The organism is Pseudomonas putida (assembly GCF_028682455.1).
In the GTDB taxonomy this organism is placed as follows: Bacteria; Pseudomonadota; Gammaproteobacteria; order Pseudomonadales; family Pseudomonadaceae; genus Aquipseudomonas; species Aquipseudomonas putida_AA.
Genome location: NZ_JANHLD010000001.1, coordinates 2,015,345 through 2,034,110 on the forward strand (window position 1 = coordinate 2,015,345; position 18,766 = coordinate 2,034,110).

The following is an 18,766-nucleotide window of genomic DNA, read 5'->3' on the forward strand; positions in this document are numbered from 1 at the left end:
CGTTCTCCGGGTCAGGATGGAAAGTCCGCGAGAGAACGGGTCAGGCCCGGTTGTTGACGCGCTCGTCGATCCACTGATCGATTTCGATGGAATCCCAGCCCACGGCGCGCACGCCCAGACGCAGCGCCTGCGGGAACTGGCGTTTCTTCATCAGGTTGTAGATGTGGGCGCGCTTGAAACCGGATTTCGCTTCGACTTCTTCCAGGCGCAGGATGCGGCGTTCGTTTGGCTGCAGTACAGGTGTTTGCGACATGGCGGTCACTCCTGAACGCTCAGTGGCGTTTGTTGGCGTGACCTCTATTCAATAGACACGGCTGCGAAAAGACATTGCAAATGCAATCCCCGCGACTGCACATACAAGCTGGCAAATCTCAGAGGGAGGCGCTACGCAGTCGGCGCCTGGCGGTGGCGAACTTGCCGTTCAATGTCCGCTCCGCGATGCCCATGGCGCCGCTGTGATGGGCAACCAGCGCGCTGACCACGGCCTCCTGCGTCTTGAAGCTGGAGTACGGCGTGCCCGATGGCGACTGGCCGAGCATCAGCTCCAACAGGCCGCCAACGATGTTCAGGTAGGTGGCCTCGGCCCGATCACTGATCGGACACTGCGCGCATGCCGGAATCACCGTGGGCTGCTTGAGCAGCGCGTCATGCTTGTCCTGCAAATCGCGGAGCTGACGTTTGGTCTGTTCCAGGGCGGATTTCAAAGCCTGGCGTTCGACCAGCATGGCTTGCCCTGTTTCCAGAGAGATGAAGGGATGGGTGATGCGCTCGCCGCGGGAGAAGAGAAAGCCGGGCCGCTGCTCGGGGTAGTGCTGGCGCATCCAGCACTTCAGATCGACATGGCGTACCGTCAGATCAGGCGATTCGATCAACGCGGTGTCGCGCGTCGTGATGCCGTGCTGCCCGAAGGGCAGTTCCCCGTTGAGGATGCCGTCATAGATGCGGTCGGTGTACAGCCGCAGTTCGCCCAAACGTGGGCAGTCCAGCGACTGCGGCAGATTCATAGGCGACGAGACCGAAGCCAGGATCACCTGCTCGTATCGCAGCAGTCCGGCCCAGCGGATGGACGCTTCGAGCGGGCGGTAGAACACCTTTGATGTTGGTGCATCATTTTTGTTCTCGTGCATGCTCCGTCTCCTTCCAGGAGAAGAACTACAGGGCCGACTGCTTTTGCAGCCGTCCTCATGGTCGGCCTGTTGTCCGCGCAAGACGCGAGTGATGACGCCCGCTTTTGATTACTTCTGATCAGTTCGCGCAACGAGTAGGCGTTGTGTGCTCGATGTGCAAAAATCCATCGAGCACAAGAAAATCGAGCGTCCGTCGCGGCTCGACAGTGACGCTTGCACTATCAGGATCGTGAGAAGTTGCGGCTCCCGCAAAACCGTATCGGTATGGTCTGATACGCCAGCGGTTTCAAAAATCTGGGAGCGTCGGAATCTATTGCTCGGGGCTTGGGATTGGCAACGGAAATCCGCTGGCGTCATATCCGATCGGGATACTGATATAGCGAGATAGCATCACAGAGAAATCGCCCGTGGTGACTGCCAGGCGCAGATTCGACGCTAGACGCTGCCTGCCGACACTTGGAAATTGCGAGTTGGCCGCGCAGAAGACGGATGGGTGGTCATGCGAAGCGATCGACCTATTTGTGCCCTGCTTTGACCTTGACCGGACGGTGCTGCCGTCCGGCCTCAGCTCAACGGGCGACTAGATCTTCGGGCGTATCAACCAACATTGCCGTTTTTACCAGGCGCTCTACAGTCTGCCTGGCCAGCACCGGAGACGCCTCCGATTGCTCTGCAAGCTCATCGGTTTCTATGGCATGTGCGGCGACCAGTCGAGCTGCAAGATGCAGGTTGGTCGGATCGACTGCCTCGATGACTGGACACTTGCCCAGGGCATCGTATGGCCGCAGCAGTGCGTGATAGATGTGCCAAGTGTCGATGCCGCGCGGCACCAGCTTCAGGACAGCCTGAATCAGCTTGCGTTTGATGGGGTCGAGTTGCCAGTCCGGGACGCGCTGCCCACGGTGACCCATATGGATCGACAGGAGATTGCCGGCCTGAATCTCGTAAGTGATCCAGCGGCGGGACTTGCCAACCAGTTTGGCGTAATCGGCGACCGATAGGTTGTGAGGCGCCTCGAACATCTCCAGCAATTGCAAACGCTCGCGCTGCACCTCTGACAGCGTGGGGCGCGCGTACTCGGGCAGATGCACCGCCGAAAGTCGATATACGGAAGCTGGAACCGCTGGCGCATCCGGTGCAGGCGCAACGATCAACTGAGGGGCATTTGGATTCAGGGCTGGCGGGTGCGCGACCGCCTGCCCGGCAATCGTGGGCAGGCCCTGCAGCGTGATGGTCAGGTGCGTGCTGGCAACTTCGACCTGATTCTGCTCGAACAAGTCCAGGCGGTCGGCCCAGTCCTGCATCATGATGCGGCGTTGCTCGACGTACTCGGCGTGGTTGTAGGTCGCGCTGATCCGATCCGGATCGGCATGCGAAAGTTGAGCGTCTACCCATTTGGGTGGATACCCCAATTCATTGAGCGCAGTCGAGATGGTGGCGCGAACGCCATGCCCAGTGAGCTGGTCTTCATATCCCATGCGCTTGAGCGCGCCATTGAGCGTGTTCTCGCTGAGAGGTTTTTTCAGGCACCAATCACCGGGAATGAGATAGACCTGCGCTGGCTTCAGATTTCCCAGCAGATGACGAACGACTTCTTGTGCCTGCAACGACAGTGGCACGATGTACGGCGGGATGTCGGCGAAACGCTGGCGCTTCTTCTTGGTGAGCTGCTTGCGTTGCTTGAGCCTGACAACCGGGATGATCCACAGACCGCGCTCCAGATCGAACTGATCGGGCGTGGCGTAGCGCAATTCACCGGTGCGCACGCCCGTGAGCAGCAGCAGACGTAGACCCAGTTGCGTATTCAGGCGGCCGCTGTACTTGCGCAACGTCTGCAGCATTGCCGGCAGTTCGGGCATGCGCAAAAAGGGGTTGTTCTCCACCGGCGGCAGCGGCATCGCCACCACATCCAAATCCTTGGCCGGGTTGTCGCCCATGTTGGGCACCACCACCGAGGCGTAGGTGAATAGCTGGCTGAACCAGGTGCGCAGCTTCTCGGCGACCGACAGCGAGCCACGTTTTTCCACTCTGCCGATGATGTCCAGCAGGTGGGCGCGAGTGACGTCGTAGACGGTCAGGTGGCGCAATACGGGAAACACATCCTTGGCGAAGACGCGCCCGATCTGTTTGGGCGTGCTCTGGCGGCCCTCATTTTCCAGAGAGAGGCTGCGGTGGGCCAGCCATTTGTCGTAGATGGCCTGGAAGGTGTGCTCGCCCGCCAGGACAATCACGTGGCGTTTGCGCTTGCGTTCCGAATGCGGGTTGATGTCCTTGGCCAGCATGGCCCGGGCCTCGTCGCGCAGATGACGGGCATCTTTCAGGGAAAGCGCGGGATAGCCGCCGAAGGACATGCGCTCGCGCTTGCCGCCCCAAGTGAAGCGGAAGTGCCAGGCCTTGAAGCCGGTGGCTGAGATATGGAAGTAGAGACCGTCGAAATCGACAAGCGAATACGCCTTGCCGGTCACCTTGGCCTGTCGAACCTGGAGGTCTGAAAGCATGAGCCCAACTCCTGCGAAACGAGTTGGATGCCATGTTCCCGACGGAACCCCGGCTCCTCCAGCAACAATACGGTTTTGGGAACCTCCGCATTGCCAATGTACCACTCAACGTACCAGTTGGAACCGGCTGTGAGTGGATTTCGCTGGATGTCAGTGGATCGAGATTGGGTGAAAATCCTCAATCCTGACAATGACTTACGACGTTCCCTGGCGTTCGGCGGAAGACCCTGGAAAGTCGAAGTGGAGCGGGCGAAGGGAATCGAACCCTCGTTATCAGCTTGGGAAGCTGGAGTAATGCCATTATACGACACCCGCTTTCAGGCCAGACGTTGTACCAGAAGTGCACTGCGATTTGAAGCCTTGCCCGCAAAAAAGGCTGGGGTCGGTGGCCGGTAGCGCAAGGTCTTGCATCTTCCTTCTGCCCCGAAGGGCCGCTGATGCAGGAGGCTGCGCTACCGCCGACCGGAGGTTTCAGATCGCCAGTGCATGGTGCTCCTGACCGTACTGGTAACGGACACGAGGCTCCCGGGCAGCCGGCTTTAGAAAGCCCAGCAAGGCATCGCGAGTCTGGTTGCAGGCCGACTTGTGCTCCATGTCCAGGAAGTGGCCGGCAGCGCGGATCTCGCTGAAGTGGCTGTTGCGCACATGCTGGCTGAACTGCCGGGCATCATCGATGGTGGTGTATTCGTCCCACTCGCCGTTCATGAACAGTACCGGAATGTCGATTACACGGGCCGAGTGCAGGGCGTTGTCCAGGTCGTGGTCGAGCACCTGGTTGATGTGAAAGTGCATCTGCGCATACTCGTGGTTGTCCAGGCTGCTCACATGCCGGTAGTTGAAGCGCTTGAACAGCGACGGCAGGTGTTTGCCGATGGTGTCGTTGACCAGGTTGCCGACGTTGTAGCGGTCGCAGGCGCTGAGGTACTGGCAGCCCTTTTCCAGGTAGTCGCGCATCGGCTCATTGATCACCGGCGAGAACGAGCTGACCACGGCCTTCTGGATGCGTCGTGGTTTGTGCGCCAGGGCCAGCAAGGTGCAGGCGCCGCCCCAGGAGAACGACATGACGTGGTCGGCGGCGAAGTGGTCGATCAGCTCCAGCAGGATCTGCCCTTCGGTTTCCTTGGTCAGCAGTCGCTCATGGCGGTTGTGCGCCTTGGACTTGCCGGCGTAGGGCTGATCGTAGAGCACCACGTTGAATTGCGGGTGCAGGCTGCGCACCGTCTGGGCAAACGAGGCCGTGGTGGCCAGCGACCCATTGATCAGGATGATCGTTTTCTCGGCGGCATCTGCGCGATAGAACTCCGTGTAAACCCGATACTGACCTTGTATATCAAGCACAGCAATTTCTGGCCTCATGTCGTCGACTCCTGGCGCAAAAAGGGTGTTCGCACATGCAAGGATGCGCGTTCTTTATGACAGGTAGGCATGCGCCTTGAAGAGAAACCGAGGGCCCTTGTCGATCCGTTGATGGCTGGTCGACGGGTATTGTTCTAGGTGGGCAATCTGCCGGACTCCAGCGCTTCGAGGCACCGATAGCCAGCAAAAAGGTGTCTTGGACTACAGGCGTGACTGGTAAGTCACATGCAGACCGACGATTGGATTCAAGCAGGCAGCGACCTAACCCGCAAGTGCCATTGGGAAAATTGACGGGATCTTTCCGCCAGGCGGTCGCAGGCTCAGATCGCCTGGATTTCTTCGGGATAGAGCGCTCGGTACTCGCCGGGCCGCAAGCCCGGGTCGAGCGCGAGCGGGCCCATGCGCTCGCGGTGCAGGCGCAGCACCTTGTTGTCGAAGTGGCCGAACATGCGCTTGACCTGGTGGTAGCGCCCTTCAACGATGCTCAGGCGAGCGCTGCGCGGGCCAATCAGGGTCAGTTCGGCGGGCAGGGTGGTGAGGTCTTCGAAGGCGAAGTACAAGCCCTGGGCAAAGGTGTCGATGTAGCGAGGTTCGATCACCTGTTCGGTCTCGACGTAGTAGACCTTGGGCAGTTTGGTTTTCGGCTGGGTCAGGCGCCGTGACCATTGGCCGTCGTTGGTCAGCAGCATCAGGCCGGTGGTGTTGTAGTCCAGGCGTCCGGCAATGTGCAGTTCATGCTTGTCGGCTTCGTCGATCAGGTCCAGCACCGTGGGGTGCTCCGGGTCCTGGGTGGCGCTGACGCAGCCCTGGGGCTTGTGCAGCATCAGGTAGCGGGCCGGGCGCCCGGCCTGCAACAGCTGGTCGTCGACCTCGATGCGGCTGAACTCGCGCACTTCCAGGCGCGGGTCGCTCACACAGTAGCCGTCCACGCGTACGCGTCGCTCCACCAGCAGCAGGCGCACTTGCTGGCGGTTGAAGCAGGGCAGGTTGCTGAGGAATCGATCGAGACGCATACAGGGCCAGGTTCAGGGCGGGGCAGTTTAACGGCGCGGGGCTGCTTTTACCGCTTCCAGTTGTTCCAGCACCTGGGCGCAGGCGGGGCACAGGCAGGCTTTGTCGCGCAGTTCGGCGGGCAAGGCTTCGAGCACCTTGGGGTCGATGCTGACGCCGTAGCACCAGCAGGCCTTGGCGGCGGTGCGTGGGTCGGCCAGGCTGCAGCGATTGCTGGCGCCGCAGGCAGGGCAGTGTTGGGTGTCACTCATTGTCGGACCTGGGCATCTCTGTGCAGACGCGGTTGCGTCCGCTTTGTTTGGCACGGTACAGCGCATGGTCGGCGCGGGCGATCAGACTGTGCAGGGTATCTTCGCGCTGCAGGGTGCTCAAGCCAATGCTGGTGGTCAGTTTGATCGGTTTGCCGGCGAAGTTGAAGTCCAGCTCCTCGGTGCGCTGGCGGATCTTTTCGGCGATTTGCCAGGCGCGCGCACTGTCGGTGTCCTTGAGCAGGACGATGAACTCCTCGCCACCCCAGCGGCAGATGATATCTGCCTGGCGCAGGCAGTTCTCCAGTACCCGGGCGAACTGGCGCAGCACTTCGTCGCCGGCCAGGTGGCCGTGGGTGTCGTTGAGCGCCTTGAAATGATCCAGGTCGATCAACAGCGCCACCAGTGGATTGGGTTCACGCCGGGACTCCTGCAGGGCCTGTGCTGCCAGCAGGTCGAAGCCACGGCGATTGGGCAGGCCGGTCAGGCTGTCGAGGGTCGCCAGGGCCTCGATGCTGTCCTGGTGGCGCTTGACCATGGCATTGAGCAGCGACAGCACCACCAGGCCGATGATGGTGCAGATGGCAAGGTTCAGGTAGAGCGACTGGCGCACGTTGTCCAGCGCGCCATCTTCGCGCTTGTCGACGAACAGGTACCAGTTCAGCTCGGGCACCAGGCGTATGTTGAGGAAGTGACTGTGGCCGGCATCGCTGCGGTACTCGTGGCTGCCGCTAACCGGTTCGGGCATTTGCTGCAGCAGTTTGCGCAAGCCGCCCAGTTCATTGAGCGACTGCCCGGCCCTGGCACCATGGGGGCCGCCGTTGGAACCGGTCAGCACCACCTGGCCCTTGGGATCGACGAAATACACCTGGCGCTGGTAGCGCTGCTGGTAGTCGTCGATCAGGCGCACCACGGCCTCGACCGTGAGCCCGATACCGGTGACACCGATGAAGTTGCCGTCGTAGTCGAACATCCGGTAGTTGATGAACACCGTGAGCCTGTCCTGGTTGGCCATGTCCACGTCGACATTGATCTCGTAGGGCTCGGTCATCTTCAGGACGCGCCAGTACCAGGCGTCGCGCGGTTCCTTGGGGTCGATCCGCTTGAGTACCCCTTTTTGCGCCTGGTAGTAGTTGCCCGTTCGACTGGAGACAAAATAGGCGGTGTAGGCGCGGTACTGGCCCATGATTTCATTCAGGTAGCGAGACAGTTGCTGCGTGTCGTGTTCGCCGGCCAGGGCCCAGTCACGCAGAAAGGTGTCGTGGGCCATCATCGAGGAAATCAGGATGGGCCGAACCAGATCCTTCTGGATTTCTGAATACACGGTGTCGGAGGTCAGCGGCAGCTCGGTGTTGACGATGTTGTCGCGAATCGCGCTGCGCGAGGCGAAATAGCTGATCAGGGAGGTGGCCAGAAAGCCGCAGCCAAGCAACAGCAACAAGGTCAGAATCAGCGAGCGCTGCGAAAACAGGGCGGAGCGAGACGGCATGACATTCCCTTGATCTAAGCCAGTGGCGTTTATTCTAGTGGTGTGGCCGGAAAATAACTGGACAAAGTTTGAGGTTATCAGCGTTGTTTCAAATTATTACGGATCGGGCACCGGATCTGCTTTGCATGGTCTTAATCTGTGTCGATGAACGCTTGCCGATCGACGCCGACCAGCGCCGCTGGGATGGGCAGTTCAGCGGTCCGGGAGGCCGCCATGTATCGCCGACTTTTGCTGATTGCAGTGCTGAGTTCGCTGACCGCCGCGTGTGTACCTTATGGAGGAAATGGCTACTACCACCGCACCGAAATCTATACCGCCGACCGTTATGGCTATCCGGGATACTACCGGCCAGCCTACCCCTACAACCGTGGCTACTATGTCGTGCCGCAGCAGCGCTATTACTCGGCGCCGCCGCAGTACTACCGCCCGGCGCCTCACTATTACCGTTCGACACCGCACTACTACCGTTCGGCCCCCGATCACTACTACAAGTCCTATCCGGGCCGGGGATATGACCGCTATCGGCAGGCCCCATCACGCCACGACCGCAACCGCGACGGCCGCTCTGACCGAAACTGGCATCGCTAGGTTGTTCAGCTCAGGTCCGCCAGCGGATGGCGGCCTTCCCACACCTTGGCAAAGTGCGCGGCGATGACCGGTGCGGGCACCTTGGCGATGTCCGGCCAGTGCCAGTGCGGCTTCTGGTCTTTGTCGATCAGGCGGGCCCGCACACCCTCGCTGAACTCCGGATGCCGACAGCAGTTCAGGCTCATGGCGTATTCCATCTGGAATACCTGGGCCAGCGACAGGTGCCGTGCCCGCTGGATCTGCTCCCACACCAGGTGCGCGGTCAGCGGGCAGCCTGCCTGTAAGGTCTGCGCGGCCTTGGCCAGCAACGGGTCGCTGCTGTTGTGCAGTTGCACAATCGCCCGCCAGGCGCACACCGGGTCCGCGACGTCGAGCAACGCATCAATCTTTTCGCGCCGCGGTAGCCACTGGGCTTCGGGCATGTCGGTCCGGGCCCGTTGCTGTTGGGCCTTGAGCAGGCTGTTCAGTTGCAGCGCGGTTTGTTCCTGCCAATTCAACTGCAGCAGGTCGTCGATGAGTTCTTCCTGCTGGTTTTCCCCCAGCAGGCGATCGGCCAGGTCCAGGTCCAGGGCATCGCGGGCATTGAGGGTGGCGCCGGTCAAACCCAGGAACAGGCCGAGCTTGCCGGGCATGCGCGCCAGAAACCAGCTGGCGCCGACATCCGGGTACAAGCCGATGCTGATCTCGGGCATGGCCAGGCGGCTGCTGGGAGTGACGATCCGCACACTGGCGCCTTGAAGCAAGCCCATGCCGCCACCGAGCACATGGCCGTGGCCCCAGCACAGCAAGGGTTTCGGATACTTGTGCAGGCGGTAGTCCAGGCGATATTCGGCGGCGAAAAACCGCGCGGCCAGCGGTGGAACCTGCCCGGGATGATCACGACACGCCTGCACCAGGCTGCGCACATCGCCCCCGGCACAGAAGGCCTTGGCCCCGGCGCCGCGCAGCAGCACGCAGACGATTTCCGGGTTGTCGGCCCACTCGGCCAGTTGCTGGTCGATCACCTCGATCATGGGCAGCGACAAGGCATTGAGCGCCTTCTCGCTATTGAGGGTGAGGATGCCCAGACGGGCACCATCGACGCCGGTTCGTTCTTCGCACTGTACAAGCATGGGCGGCCTCATTCATCTGATCCGCACAAGTATGGCCGTTGCTGGTGATTGTGCCGGTCGCCGGTCGGAACGATTGACAAGCTCCGGCAGCTTTCCTAGTGTCGCGCCATTGTTTACGGATGGCCCCATGACTGACGACGATCGCATCAAACTCGAACCCAGCTGGAAGCACGCGCTGCGTGCCGAGTTCGACCAGCCCTACATGCAGCAATTGCGCGAGTTTCTACGCCAGGAATATGCGGCCGGCAAAGAGATCTATCCCCCTGGCCCGATGATTTTCAACGCGCTCAATTCCACGCCGCTGGATCAGGTGAAGGTCGTGATCCTCGGCCAGGACCCTTACCACGGCCCTGGCCAGGCACACGGCCTGTGCTTCTCGGTGCAACCGGGCATCCCGACCCCGCCGTCGCTGGTCAACATCTACAAAGAGCTGCAACGCGACCTGAACATCGAGATACCCAAGCATGGCTACCTGCAAAGCTGGGCCGAGCAGGGCGTATTGCTGCTCAACACCACCATGACGGTGGAGCGTGCCAATGCTGCCTCCCATGCCAAGAAAGGCTGGGAGTTCTTTACCGACCGGGTCATTGAAGTGGTCAGCGAGCACCAGCCCAACACGGTATTCCTGCTGTGGGGCGCCCACGCGCAGAGCAAGGCCAAACTCATCGATGCGACCAAGCACCTGGTGCTCAAGTCGGTACACCCGTCACCCTTGTCGGCCTACCGCGGCTTTCTGGGCTGTGGGCATTTCAGCCGCACCAACAAGTTTCTCGAGCAGCACGGGTTGACCCCGGTGCAGTGGGCATTGCCGCCGTTGTGAGGGGCGCGGGAAAGCAAAAGGAAGCCAAGGCTTCCTTTTTTTGTGTCAGTCCGGCTGGGTACTGCGTTCGGCATGCCAGTGGCGGAACAAGGGCTCGGCCAGAAACAGCACGAACAGCAATCGCATCACCTGCAGCGCTGTGACCAGCGGTACGGACAATTGCAGGGTCTCGGCCGTCAGGCTCATTTCGGCAATGCCGCCGGGCATCATGCCCAGGGTCAACGAGCGCAGGTCCAACTGGGTCAGGTTGCTCAGGACCCAGGCGGCAGCGGCGGCGATCAGCATGCTCAGGGCCGTGGCCAACAGGGTTCTGCCCAAGAATGACGGTGCCCGCCGAAAGAACACGCGATTGAAGTGACAGCCCAGGCCGCTGCCGATCAACCACTGGCCGATCTGGCTGGCACCATCGGGCAGGGCGATTTGCAGATCGGCACCGACACTGGCGACTGCGGCCACCAGCAACGGGCCGAACAACCACGGGTTGGGTTGCCTGAGCCGTTGCCACACAATCGCGAGCACGAAACCCAGCGGGCAGATCAACGCCAGCCAACCCCAATTGACACTGCCGGCATGGGTGATCGCCACGCCGTCGCCGAGCAGGTACTTGAACACGGCCGGCACGCACAACACCACCGCCAGTACCCGCAGGCTCTGGGCTGCGGCCACCTGGCTGAGCACCGCGCCGTTGCGCGCCCCGAGGTTGACCATCTCCCCGGAGCCGCCCGGCATGCTGGAAAAGAACGCGGTGGCGCGGTCTTCGCCGGTGCGGCGCAACAGCCAGATACCCACCACGCTGGAGACGCTGGTAATCAGCGCCCCGCAGAAGATCAGGCCAAAGTTGCTGGCCACCTGTTCGATGACCGCCGGGGTGAAGTGCAGGCCGATACCGATGCCGATGATCCACTGGCCGCATTTGCGCCCGCCAGGGATCTCGGTCAGTTGCCAGGGCGTCAGGCAGCGCACCAGGATGATCGCCAGCAACGAGCCGACCATCCACGGCAGCGGCCAGCCGACCAGGCTGGCGACATAGCCGCCTGCCAGGCCGACCAGGCCGGTGGCCCAGTACAGCTTCACCGGGCCATCAGACATCGGCCAGGGCACGACGCTGGAGGCTGCGCTTGCGCCAGATGCGCACGACCGGCAGGGTCAGCATGACAATAGTCAGCGCCCAGACGGTCAGGCTGATCGGGCTGGACCAGAGAATTTCCAGGCCACCGTTGGAGATCGACAGCGCCCGGCGCAGGTTCTGTTCCATCAGCCCGCCCAGGATGAAGCCGAGCAGCAGCGGCGATAGCGGGAAGTCCAGCTTGCGCAGGATGTAGCCGAAGATGCCGATGGCGATCATCAGGAACAGGTCGAAGGTGGTGGCATGCACCGCGTACACACCGATTGCGGTGATGATTGCGATCACCGGCACCAGGGTCCAGTTCGGAATGGACAGGATCCGGGTGAAGATGCGCACCATCGGAATGTTCAGGATCAGCAGCATGACGTTGGCGATGAACAGCGAGGCGATCAGGCCCCAGACAATGTCGGGCTGTTGCTGGAACAACAATGGGCCGGGGGTGATGTTGTACAGGGTCAGGGCGCCGATCATCACCGCCGTGGTGCCCGAGCCTGGAACGCCGAGGGTCAGCATCGGCACCAGGGCGCCGCAGCAGGAAGCGCCAATGGCGGTTTCCGGAGCGGCCAGACCGCGCTTGTCGCCCTGGCCGAACGTGCCGCTGGCGCCTGCCATGCGTTTTTCGGTCATGTAGGCCACGGCACTGGCCAGGGTCGCACCGGCGCCCGGCAACACACCCATGATGAAACCCAGCACGCCGCAGCGGATGTTCACCACGAACACAGAAGCCGCTTCCTTCAGGTTGAACATCATCCGCCCGGTGGCTTTCACCGCCTGGTGGCCGTGGTGGGTCTTTTCCAGCAACAGCAGGATTTCGCTGATGGAGAACAGGCCCAGTACCAGCACCACGAACTGAATGCCATCGGCCAGGTGAACGCTGTCACCGGTGAAACGGTACACGCCGCTGTTGGCATCGATACCGACGCCCGACAGGAACAGGCCGATCAACGCGGCGATGAAGGTCTTGAGCGGCTTGTCACCGGCCATGCCACCCAGGCAGACAATCGCAAAGACCATCAGCACGAAGTATTCCGCAGGCCCGAAGGCGATGGCCCATTTGGCCAGCAGCGGGGCAAACAGCACCATGCCGCAGGTAGCGATGAGCGCACCGATGAACGAGCTCCAGGCCGACAGCGACAGGGCGACACCGGCCAGGCCCTTGCGGGCCATGGGGTAGCCATCCAGGGTGGTCATTACCGTGGACGCTTCACCGGGGATGTTGAGCAGGATCGAGCTGATCCGGCCTCCGTACTCGCATCCCAGGTACACCGCCGCCAGCAGGATCAATGCCGATTCCGGTGGCAGGCCCAGGGCAAAGGCGATCGGGATCAGCAGGGCGACGCCGTTGATCGGGCCCAGCCCCGGCAGCAAGCCGACCACGGTGCCGATCAGCGTGCCGCACAGGGCGGTGACCAGGTTGTAGGGGCTCAGCGCGACGCCGAAGCCCTGGCCGAGATAACCAAGCGTATCCATGTCAGTTCTCCAGTACGGTGAGCAGGCCGAGGGGCAGCGGGACTTCCATTACACGGTCGAACAGCCAGTACAGGCCGATGCTCATCAGGCTGATGATCATCACGCTCGGTAGCCAGCGGCCGCCGTACAGGCGCGCCATCGGCACACCGATCAGGATGCTGCTGACAATGAAGCCGAGCGATTCGAACGTGGAGGCGAAGACCAGCAGCAGGAGCACACACAGGCCGACCTTGCGCAGAGTGTCGCGGTCGAGCTCCGGCTCGTCGTCCTTGCGCACGATGGCGGTCGGGCGGATGGCCAGGTAGAGCAGGCCGGCGCCCATCAGGCCGAGCATCAACAATGGGAAGGCACGGGGGCCGACGGGTTCGTAGGAAAAGGCGGCCTGATAGGGCCAGGCCATGACTGCCAGCGCCGCACAGGCGGCCAGCAGCGTCAAAGCGAAGACGCGTTGCAGGATCATCGGGAGAATCCTCTTTCACGGGGCGAGCCCGCTCCTGCGGTAGGAGCGCGCTCACCCCGCAATGCTGTCGGAAAGGTTCTAGAACTTACTGAATCAGCCCGAATTCCTTGGCCAGGGCCTTATAGTCGGCCACCTGCTTCTTCACGTAGGTGTCCAGCTCGGCGCCGGTCATCGCGAAGGGGAACAGTTCGCGCTGGTCGCGCAACTTGGCGAAGTCTTCGGACGCCAGCAGCTTGTCGAACGAGGCTTTCCACCAGTCGTACTCTTCATCGGTGACCTTCGGCCCCAGGTAGAAACCGCGCACCACTGGCCAGACGATGTCGTAGCCTTGCTCCTTGGCGGTCGGGATGTCTTTCATTTCCGGCTCGTCGAGGCGGTTTTCGGTGAACACCGCGAGCAGGCGCATGTCACCGCTCTGGATGTGGGGCATGGAGTCGGAGATGTCGGTACTGCCCACCTGGATGTGCCCGCCGAGCAACGCCGTGGCGATTTCTCCGCCCCCTTCGAGCGCTACATAGCGCAGGTCACGCGGGTTGATGCCGGCAGCCTTGGCGATCAATGCGGTCTGCATCCAGTCCTGGCTGCCGACAGTACCGCCAGAGCCGATCACCACTTTGCTCGGGTCTTTTTTCAACGCTGCGACCAGGTCATCGAGGGTTTTGTACGGCGAGTCGCTTTTCACCGCGATGGCGCCGTAGCTGGTGCCAACGGCGGCCAGCCAGCGCACGGCGTTTTCGTCGAAGCGACCGAATTTGCCCTGGGCCAGGTTCAGCAGCGAACCGCTCGACCAGGCCACCAGGGTGCCGCCATCGGCAGGGCGCTGGGCGACCACGGCGTTGTAGGCCACCGCGCCGACGCCGCCAGGCATGTAGGTCACGCGCATGGGCTTGCTGAGGATCTTCTCGTTGACCAGGGCGCTCTGCACCAGTTTGCAGGTCAGGTCGAAGCCGCCGCCGGGGGAGGCGGGGGCGATGCATTCAGGGCGTTTGGGTTCGGCCGCCAGGGCTTGGCCGGCAAGCATCAGGCAGGCTGTGGCAAGGGCAATACGGCGCAGTGAAAAGGTCATCGTCTATCTCCGTTGGCATTGTTGTTATCGGGGACTACCACAGCGCAAGGCTGTAACTCACCAGCAGTCGAACTTCGTCGGCATCGCGGGCGAAGTTGGACCGGAAGGTGGCGTTGCGCAGGCGCACGGCGACGTTTTTCAGGGCGCCACTTTGCACCACATACTTGAACTCGGTGTTGCGTTCCCACTCTTTGCCCTCACCGCCATCGGCCAGGCTGACATTATCGCCGTTGATGTAGCGGGTCATGAAGGTCAGGCCGGGAATGCCCAGTTTGGCGAAGTCATAGTCGTAGCGGGCTTGCCAGGATCGTTCGTCGGCGCCTGCGAAGTCGTTGATCTGAACGAAGTTGACCAGGTACGGGTCGGCGCCATCGACGTACGGGAAGGCCGTGTCGCCGGAGAGGTGCTGGTAACCGGCGCTGAATTTGTGGCCGATGATGCTGTAGCTGAGCATGCCGTTGAGCGCGGTGTTGTCGATGTTGCCACCACGGGCCTGGCCCTGGTCATCGCTCAAGGCCATGCGCACGTCTGCGCCGAAGGTGCCGGGCCCCCAGGGCTGGCTGGCGATCAGGCCGACGAAGTGCTGGCGGTAGACATCGTCGAGCTGGGCCCAGTGGTAGCTGCCGGTGATCTTGTCGGTGAAGGCGTAGTCCAGCCCCGCCATGTCGAAATGGTTGCCGGCAACGGTGCCCAGGAAGCGCCCGTTCTTGTTGTTCAGGGCGATGTCCTGGTTGTCGGTGCTGTCGCGGTCCTTGGCCTTTTCCAGGCGCCCGCCGGTAAAGGTCAGGTTCTTGATTTCGCCGGAGGTCAGCAGCCCGCCTTCGAAGGTCTGCGGCAGGATGCGGCCGTCGTTGGGCTGCAGGGTTGGCAGCTCGGGCATCAGGGTGCCGATTTTCAGTTCGGTTTCCGAGATCTTCACCTTGCCGGTCAGGCCGAGCTTGGAATACTCGTCGGCCGCACGCCCGTCATCGTGGGTCGGGAGCAGGCCGCTGCCGGTACGGTCGGGGCTGGAGTCGAGCTTGATACCGAGCATCCCCAGGGCGTCGAGGCCAAAGCCCACGGTGCCGTCGGTGTAGCCTGACTGGAAATTGAGCATGAAACCCTGGGCCCACTCGTCACGCTTGGACTGCTGGGCGCTGGTGCCGTCGCGGAAGTCGCGGTTGAAGTACATGTTGCGGGTTTCGAAGGTAGCCTTGCTGTCTTCGAAGAAGGCGGCCTGGCTGAGCGGCGCGACACCGGCAAGGGCGAGGGCGCTGGCAACTGCGGTCTGGCGGGAAGGCAAGCGACGGATAGGCGGATACGCCTGTGGCTGCATGGACAGCATGGTCGAGTAACTCCGTTATTGTTCTTATTAGTTCGAGCCTGAAGGCTCGGTTGTACGGCAAGCAGAGTGAGCCGTGAGAGGATGCTAGGGGCTGAACCTTTCGCTAACCTTTCAGCAGCTTTTCATCGTTGCGAAGGCTTCACAGGCGGGCTGTCGGCTGTACACTCCGCGCCATTGACCGTGACGCAACCGGGGAGAAATCGATGCGTGTGCTGCTCGTCGAAGACCATCTGCAACTGGCAGAAAGCGTGGCCCAGGCCCTCAAGAGCACCGGCTTGACCGTTGATGTGCTGCACGATGGCGTGGCCGCCGACCTGGCCCTGGCCAGCGAGGAGTACGCGGTGGCGGTGCTCGATGTGGGGCTGCCGCGCATGGACGGCTTCGAGGTGCTGGCACGTTTGCGCGCCCGCGGCAAGACTCTGCCCGTACTGATGCTGACCGCGCGCAGCGACGTCAAGGACCGGGTCCACGGCCTGAACCTGGGTGCCGACGACTACCTGGCCAAGCCCTTCGAGTTGACCGAACTCGAGGCACGGGTCAAGGCCTTGCTGCGCCGCAGCGTGCTCGGCGGTGAGCGCCAGCAACGCTGCGGCCCGCTGGTGTACGACCTGGATACCCGGCGCTTCACCCTGGACGATGAGCTGCTGACCCTGACTTCTCGCGAGCAGGCCGTGCTCGAAGCCATGATCGCCCGCCCGGGACGGGTGATGAGCAAAGAGCAACTGGCGGCCCAGGTCTTCGGCCTGGATGAAGAGGCCAGCGCCGATGCCATCGAGATCTACGTCCATCGGCTGCGCAAGAAGCTCGATGGCAGTGCCGTGGCCATCGTCACCTTCAGGGGGCTCGGTTACCTGCTCGAGCACCGCGATGCTTGATAGCGGCAGCCTGCGCGGGCGGCTGGTCTGGAATCTTGCGATCCTGCTGGTGGTGCTGATGCTCGCCAGCGGCCTGAGTGCCTACTGGAACGGCCGGGAAGCTGCCGACACTGCCTACGACCGCACCTTGCTGGCCTCGGCCCGCACCATCGCGGCCGGCCTGTCCCAGCGTGACGGCACGCTAAGCGCCGATGTGCCCTATGTGGCCCTGGACACCTTCGCCTACGACAGTGCCGGGCGTATCTACTACCAGGTCAACGATATCCACCAGCGCCTGATCTCGGGCTACGAAAATCTGCCGCCACCACCACCGGGCACGCCACGCACCGACGACTACCCGGCCCTGGCGCGCTTCTATGACGCCCGTTACCTGGGCCAGGATGTACGCGTGGTGAGCCTGCTCAAGCCGGTCAGCGAACCGAATATGAACGGCATGGCCGAGATTCGTGTGGCCGAGACTGAAGAGGCGCGGGTACGCATGGCGCGCGGACTGATGGCCGACACCCTGTTGCGCCTGGGCATGTTGGCGTTGGGTGCGTTGATGATGGTTTGGTTCGCGGTCAGCGCCGCGCTGCGTCCGCTCGAGCGCTTGCGCCGCGCCGTGGAAGAGCGGCAGCCCGATGATCTGCGGGCGTTGCCGGTGGTCGAGGTGCAGCGCGAGTTGAGTCCGCTGGTGCGGGCCTTGAACCATTTCACCGAACGCCTGCGCGGACAGTTCGAGCGCCAGGCGCAGTTCATCGCTGAGGCCGCCCACGAACTGCGCACCCCGCTGGCGGCGCTCAAGGCACGTGTCGAACTGGGGCTGCGCTCCAGCGAGCCGCAGGTGTGGCGCGACACCCTGGAGTCTGCCGCCCAGGGCACCGATCGCCTGACCCACCTGGCCAACCAGCTGCTGTCGCTTGCGCGGGTGGAGAATGGCGCGCGGGCCATTGCCGAGGGCGGTGCGCAGGAGCTTGACCTGAGCCAGCTGGCCCGCGAGTTGGGCATGGCCATGGCGCCCCTGGCCCATGCCCGGGGCGTGGCATTGGCGCTCGAGGCCGAGTCCTCCGTCCATGTGCGCGGCGAGCCGACCTTGCTCAACGAACTGCTCAGCAACCTGGTGGACAACGCCCTGGCGCACACGCCCAAGGACGGCAATGTGATCTTGCGGGTGCGCGCGCCGGGCATTCTCGAAGTCGAGGACGACGGCCCGGGTATCCCCGAAAGCGAACGTGAGCGGGTGTTCGAACGCTTCTATCGGCGTAGTGCCCAGGGCACAGGCCTGGGCCTGGCCATCGTCGGCGAGATATGCCGCGCCCACCTTGCGCAGATCAGCCTGCATGACGGCGAGCGGGGCGGCCTGAAGGTGCGGGTCAGTTTTACGGTCGACTAACGGAACATGCTGCGCGCATTGAGCAGATCGCTGGCGACCAGTTCAGTGCCGGTGGGCAGGCCCAGGTGCCGGTAGGCTGGCAAGGCCGCCAACGGGCGGGTCTTGCTGGTGCCCTGGCTCAGGGCGCGGGCGATCTGGACGATATCCACGTAGTCGACCCGGTCGCTGCAGCGATCCAGGTCCTGGACCCGGCCGGGCAGCCTGACCAGTTGCTCGGGGAACTCCCAGGTGCCGAGGATCTTGTCGCCGAGGGCCGGATGGATCTGGTCGATCACATAATTCAGGCACACGGGGTCGGACAACAGCTCGTTGTGCTCTTCGGCGTAGATCAGGATCGGCAATACGCCGATCTGGTGAACCAGGCCGGCCAGGGCGCCCTGGTCCGGCTTGAGCTGGGTATGGCGTGAACAGAGTTCGTAGCTGATGCCCGCCACCTCGAGGCTGGTTGCCCAGACTTCGCGCATTTTTCGCTCCACCACTTCGGAGCGGGCATGGAAGATCTGCTCGATGACCAGGCCGATGGCCAGGTTGCAGCTGTAGTTGATGCCCAGGCGGGTGATGGCGGTCTGCAGGTCGGTCACTTCGACGGTGGCGCGCAGCAGCGGGCTGTTCACCACTTTGATCAAGCGCGCCGACAAGGCGGCATCGCGGCCGATGACCTTGCTCAGGGTGCTGACGCTGATCTCGGTGTCTTCTGCGGCCTCGCGGATGCTCAAGGCTACCTCTGGCAAGGTCGGCAGCACCAGGTCATCGTTGTCGATGGCGGCCAGCAACTGGGCCTGGACCATCTCGGCCAGCTTGTTCATGGTGATTCTCTAACGCAA

General features: G+C 62.6%; 18 protein-coding genes and 1 tRNA gene. 4 read left to right on the plus strand and 15 right to left on the minus strand.

The features are described 5' to 3' along the window. Positions 1-40 precede the first annotated feature (40 nt). From NPS58_RS09740 to NPS58_RS09775, 8 genes are all read right to left on the minus strand, one after another. Positions 41-253, minus strand: a complete 213-nt coding sequence (locus NPS58_RS09740; RefSeq protein ID WP_014603611.1) for an AlpA family transcriptional regulator — start codon at positions 251-253, stop codon at positions 41-43. Positions 254-371: 118 nt separating this feature from the next. After that, a complete protein-coding gene (locus NPS58_RS09745) occupies positions 372-1,127 on the minus strand; it encodes a hypothetical protein (RefSeq protein WP_034027966.1) in 756 nt (251 codons plus the stop codon). 569 nt (positions 1,128-1,696) lie between these two features. After that, positions 1,697-3,625, minus strand: coding sequence for a tyrosine-type recombinase/integrase (locus NPS58_RS09750; protein WP_034027968.1), 1,929 nt, complete (start codon positions 3,623-3,625; stop codon positions 1,697-1,699). 241 nt (positions 3,626-3,866) lie between these two features. Next, positions 3,867-3,940 (minus strand) — tRNA-Gly (locus NPS58_RS09755). Positions 3,941-4,096: 156 nt separating this feature from the next. Further along, positions 4,097-4,981 (minus strand): alpha/beta fold hydrolase, encoded by an 885-nt coding sequence (locus NPS58_RS09760; protein WP_274115158.1) that lies wholly within the window; start codon positions 4,979-4,981, stop codon positions 4,097-4,099. Between the two features lie 320 nt (positions 4,982-5,301). Further along, entirely contained in the window at positions 5,302-5,994 is a 693-nt protein-coding gene (locus NPS58_RS09765; protein ID WP_274115159.1) for a pseudouridine synthase, read from the minus strand. 27 nt (positions 5,995-6,021) lie between these two features. Continuing rightward, complete coding sequence (locus NPS58_RS09770; protein WP_274115160.1) at positions 6,022-6,243, minus strand: cysteine-rich CWC family protein; 222 nt, start codon at positions 6,241-6,243, stop codon at positions 6,022-6,024. Continuing rightward, positions 6,236-7,729: a sensor domain-containing diguanylate cyclase gene (locus NPS58_RS09775; protein ID WP_274115161.1), complete on the minus strand. Its 1,494-nt coding sequence runs from the start codon at positions 7,727-7,729 to the stop codon at positions 6,236-6,238. Before NPS58_RS09775 ends, NPS58_RS09770 begins: the two co-directional genes overlap by 8 nt. 213 nt (positions 7,730-7,942) lie before the next feature. Between NPS58_RS09775 and NPS58_RS09780 the strand changes: the two genes are divergently transcribed. Further along, complete coding sequence (locus NPS58_RS09780) at positions 7,943-8,317, plus strand: hypothetical protein (protein ID WP_274115162.1); 375 nt, start codon at positions 7,943-7,945, stop codon at positions 8,315-8,317. A gap of 5 nt (positions 8,318-8,322) precedes the next feature. On the opposite strand, the gene NPS58_RS09785 is transcribed toward NPS58_RS09780, so the two are convergent. Continuing rightward, complete coding sequence (locus NPS58_RS09785) at positions 8,323-9,429, minus strand: enoyl-CoA hydratase/isomerase family protein (protein WP_274115163.1); 1,107 nt, start codon at positions 9,427-9,429, stop codon at positions 8,323-8,325. Between the two features lie 127 nt (positions 9,430-9,556). Here NPS58_RS09785 and ung point away from each other — a divergent pair, with 127 nt between their 5' ends. Further along, the gene (gene ung, locus NPS58_RS09790; RefSeq protein ID WP_274115164.1) at positions 9,557-10,249 is read left to right on the plus strand and encodes a uracil-DNA glycosylase; all 693 of its coding nucleotides are present in this window, start codon (positions 9,557-9,559) and stop codon (positions 10,247-10,249) included. A gap of 45 nt (positions 10,250-10,294) precedes the next feature. Here ung and NPS58_RS09795 read toward each other — a convergent pair whose 3' ends face one another. The 5 genes from NPS58_RS09795 to NPS58_RS09815 form a co-directional block, all read right to left on the minus strand. Further along, positions 10,295-11,338 (minus strand): AbrB family transcriptional regulator, encoded by a 1,044-nt coding sequence (locus NPS58_RS09795; RefSeq protein ID WP_274115165.1) that lies wholly within the window; start codon positions 11,336-11,338, stop codon positions 10,295-10,297. Beyond that, positions 11,331-12,845: a tripartite tricarboxylate transporter permease gene (locus NPS58_RS09800; protein ID WP_274115166.1), complete on the minus strand. Its 1,515-nt coding sequence runs from the start codon at positions 12,843-12,845 to the stop codon at positions 11,331-11,333. Before NPS58_RS09800 ends, NPS58_RS09795 begins: the two co-directional genes overlap by 8 nt. Before the next feature lies 1 nt (position 12,846). Further along, positions 12,847-13,305 (minus strand): tripartite tricarboxylate transporter TctB family protein, encoded by a 459-nt coding sequence (locus NPS58_RS09805; RefSeq protein WP_274115167.1) that lies wholly within the window; start codon positions 13,303-13,305, stop codon positions 12,847-12,849. Positions 13,306-13,390: 85 nt separating this feature from the next. Beyond that, a complete protein-coding gene (locus NPS58_RS09810) occupies positions 13,391-14,371 on the minus strand; it encodes a Bug family tripartite tricarboxylate transporter substrate binding protein (RefSeq protein WP_274115168.1) in 981 nt (326 codons plus the stop codon). 34 nt (positions 14,372-14,405) lie between these two features. After that, positions 14,406-15,695, minus strand: a complete 1,290-nt coding sequence (locus NPS58_RS09815) for an OprD family porin (protein ID WP_274115169.1) — start codon at positions 15,693-15,695, stop codon at positions 14,406-14,408. Positions 15,696-15,898: 203 nt separating this feature from the next. Between NPS58_RS09815 and NPS58_RS09820 the strand changes: the two genes are divergently transcribed. Continuing rightward, positions 15,899-16,570, plus strand: coding sequence for a response regulator (locus NPS58_RS09820; protein WP_274115170.1), 672 nt, complete (start codon positions 15,899-15,901; stop codon positions 16,568-16,570). Next, positions 16,563-17,942: a sensor histidine kinase gene (locus tag NPS58_RS09825; protein WP_274115171.1), complete on the plus strand. Its 1,380-nt coding sequence runs from the start codon at positions 16,563-16,565 to the stop codon at positions 17,940-17,942. Before NPS58_RS09820 ends, NPS58_RS09825 begins: the two co-directional genes overlap by 8 nt. Here NPS58_RS09825 and NPS58_RS09830 read toward each other — a convergent pair. After that, positions 17,939-18,748 carry an HDOD domain-containing protein gene (locus NPS58_RS09830; protein ID WP_274115172.1) on the minus strand — a complete coding sequence of 270 codons (810 nt, stop codon included), beginning with the start codon at positions 18,746-18,748 and terminating at the stop codon, positions 17,939-17,941. The genes NPS58_RS09825 and NPS58_RS09830 overlap by 4 nt on opposite strands. Positions 18,749-18,766 lie beyond the last annotated feature (18 nt).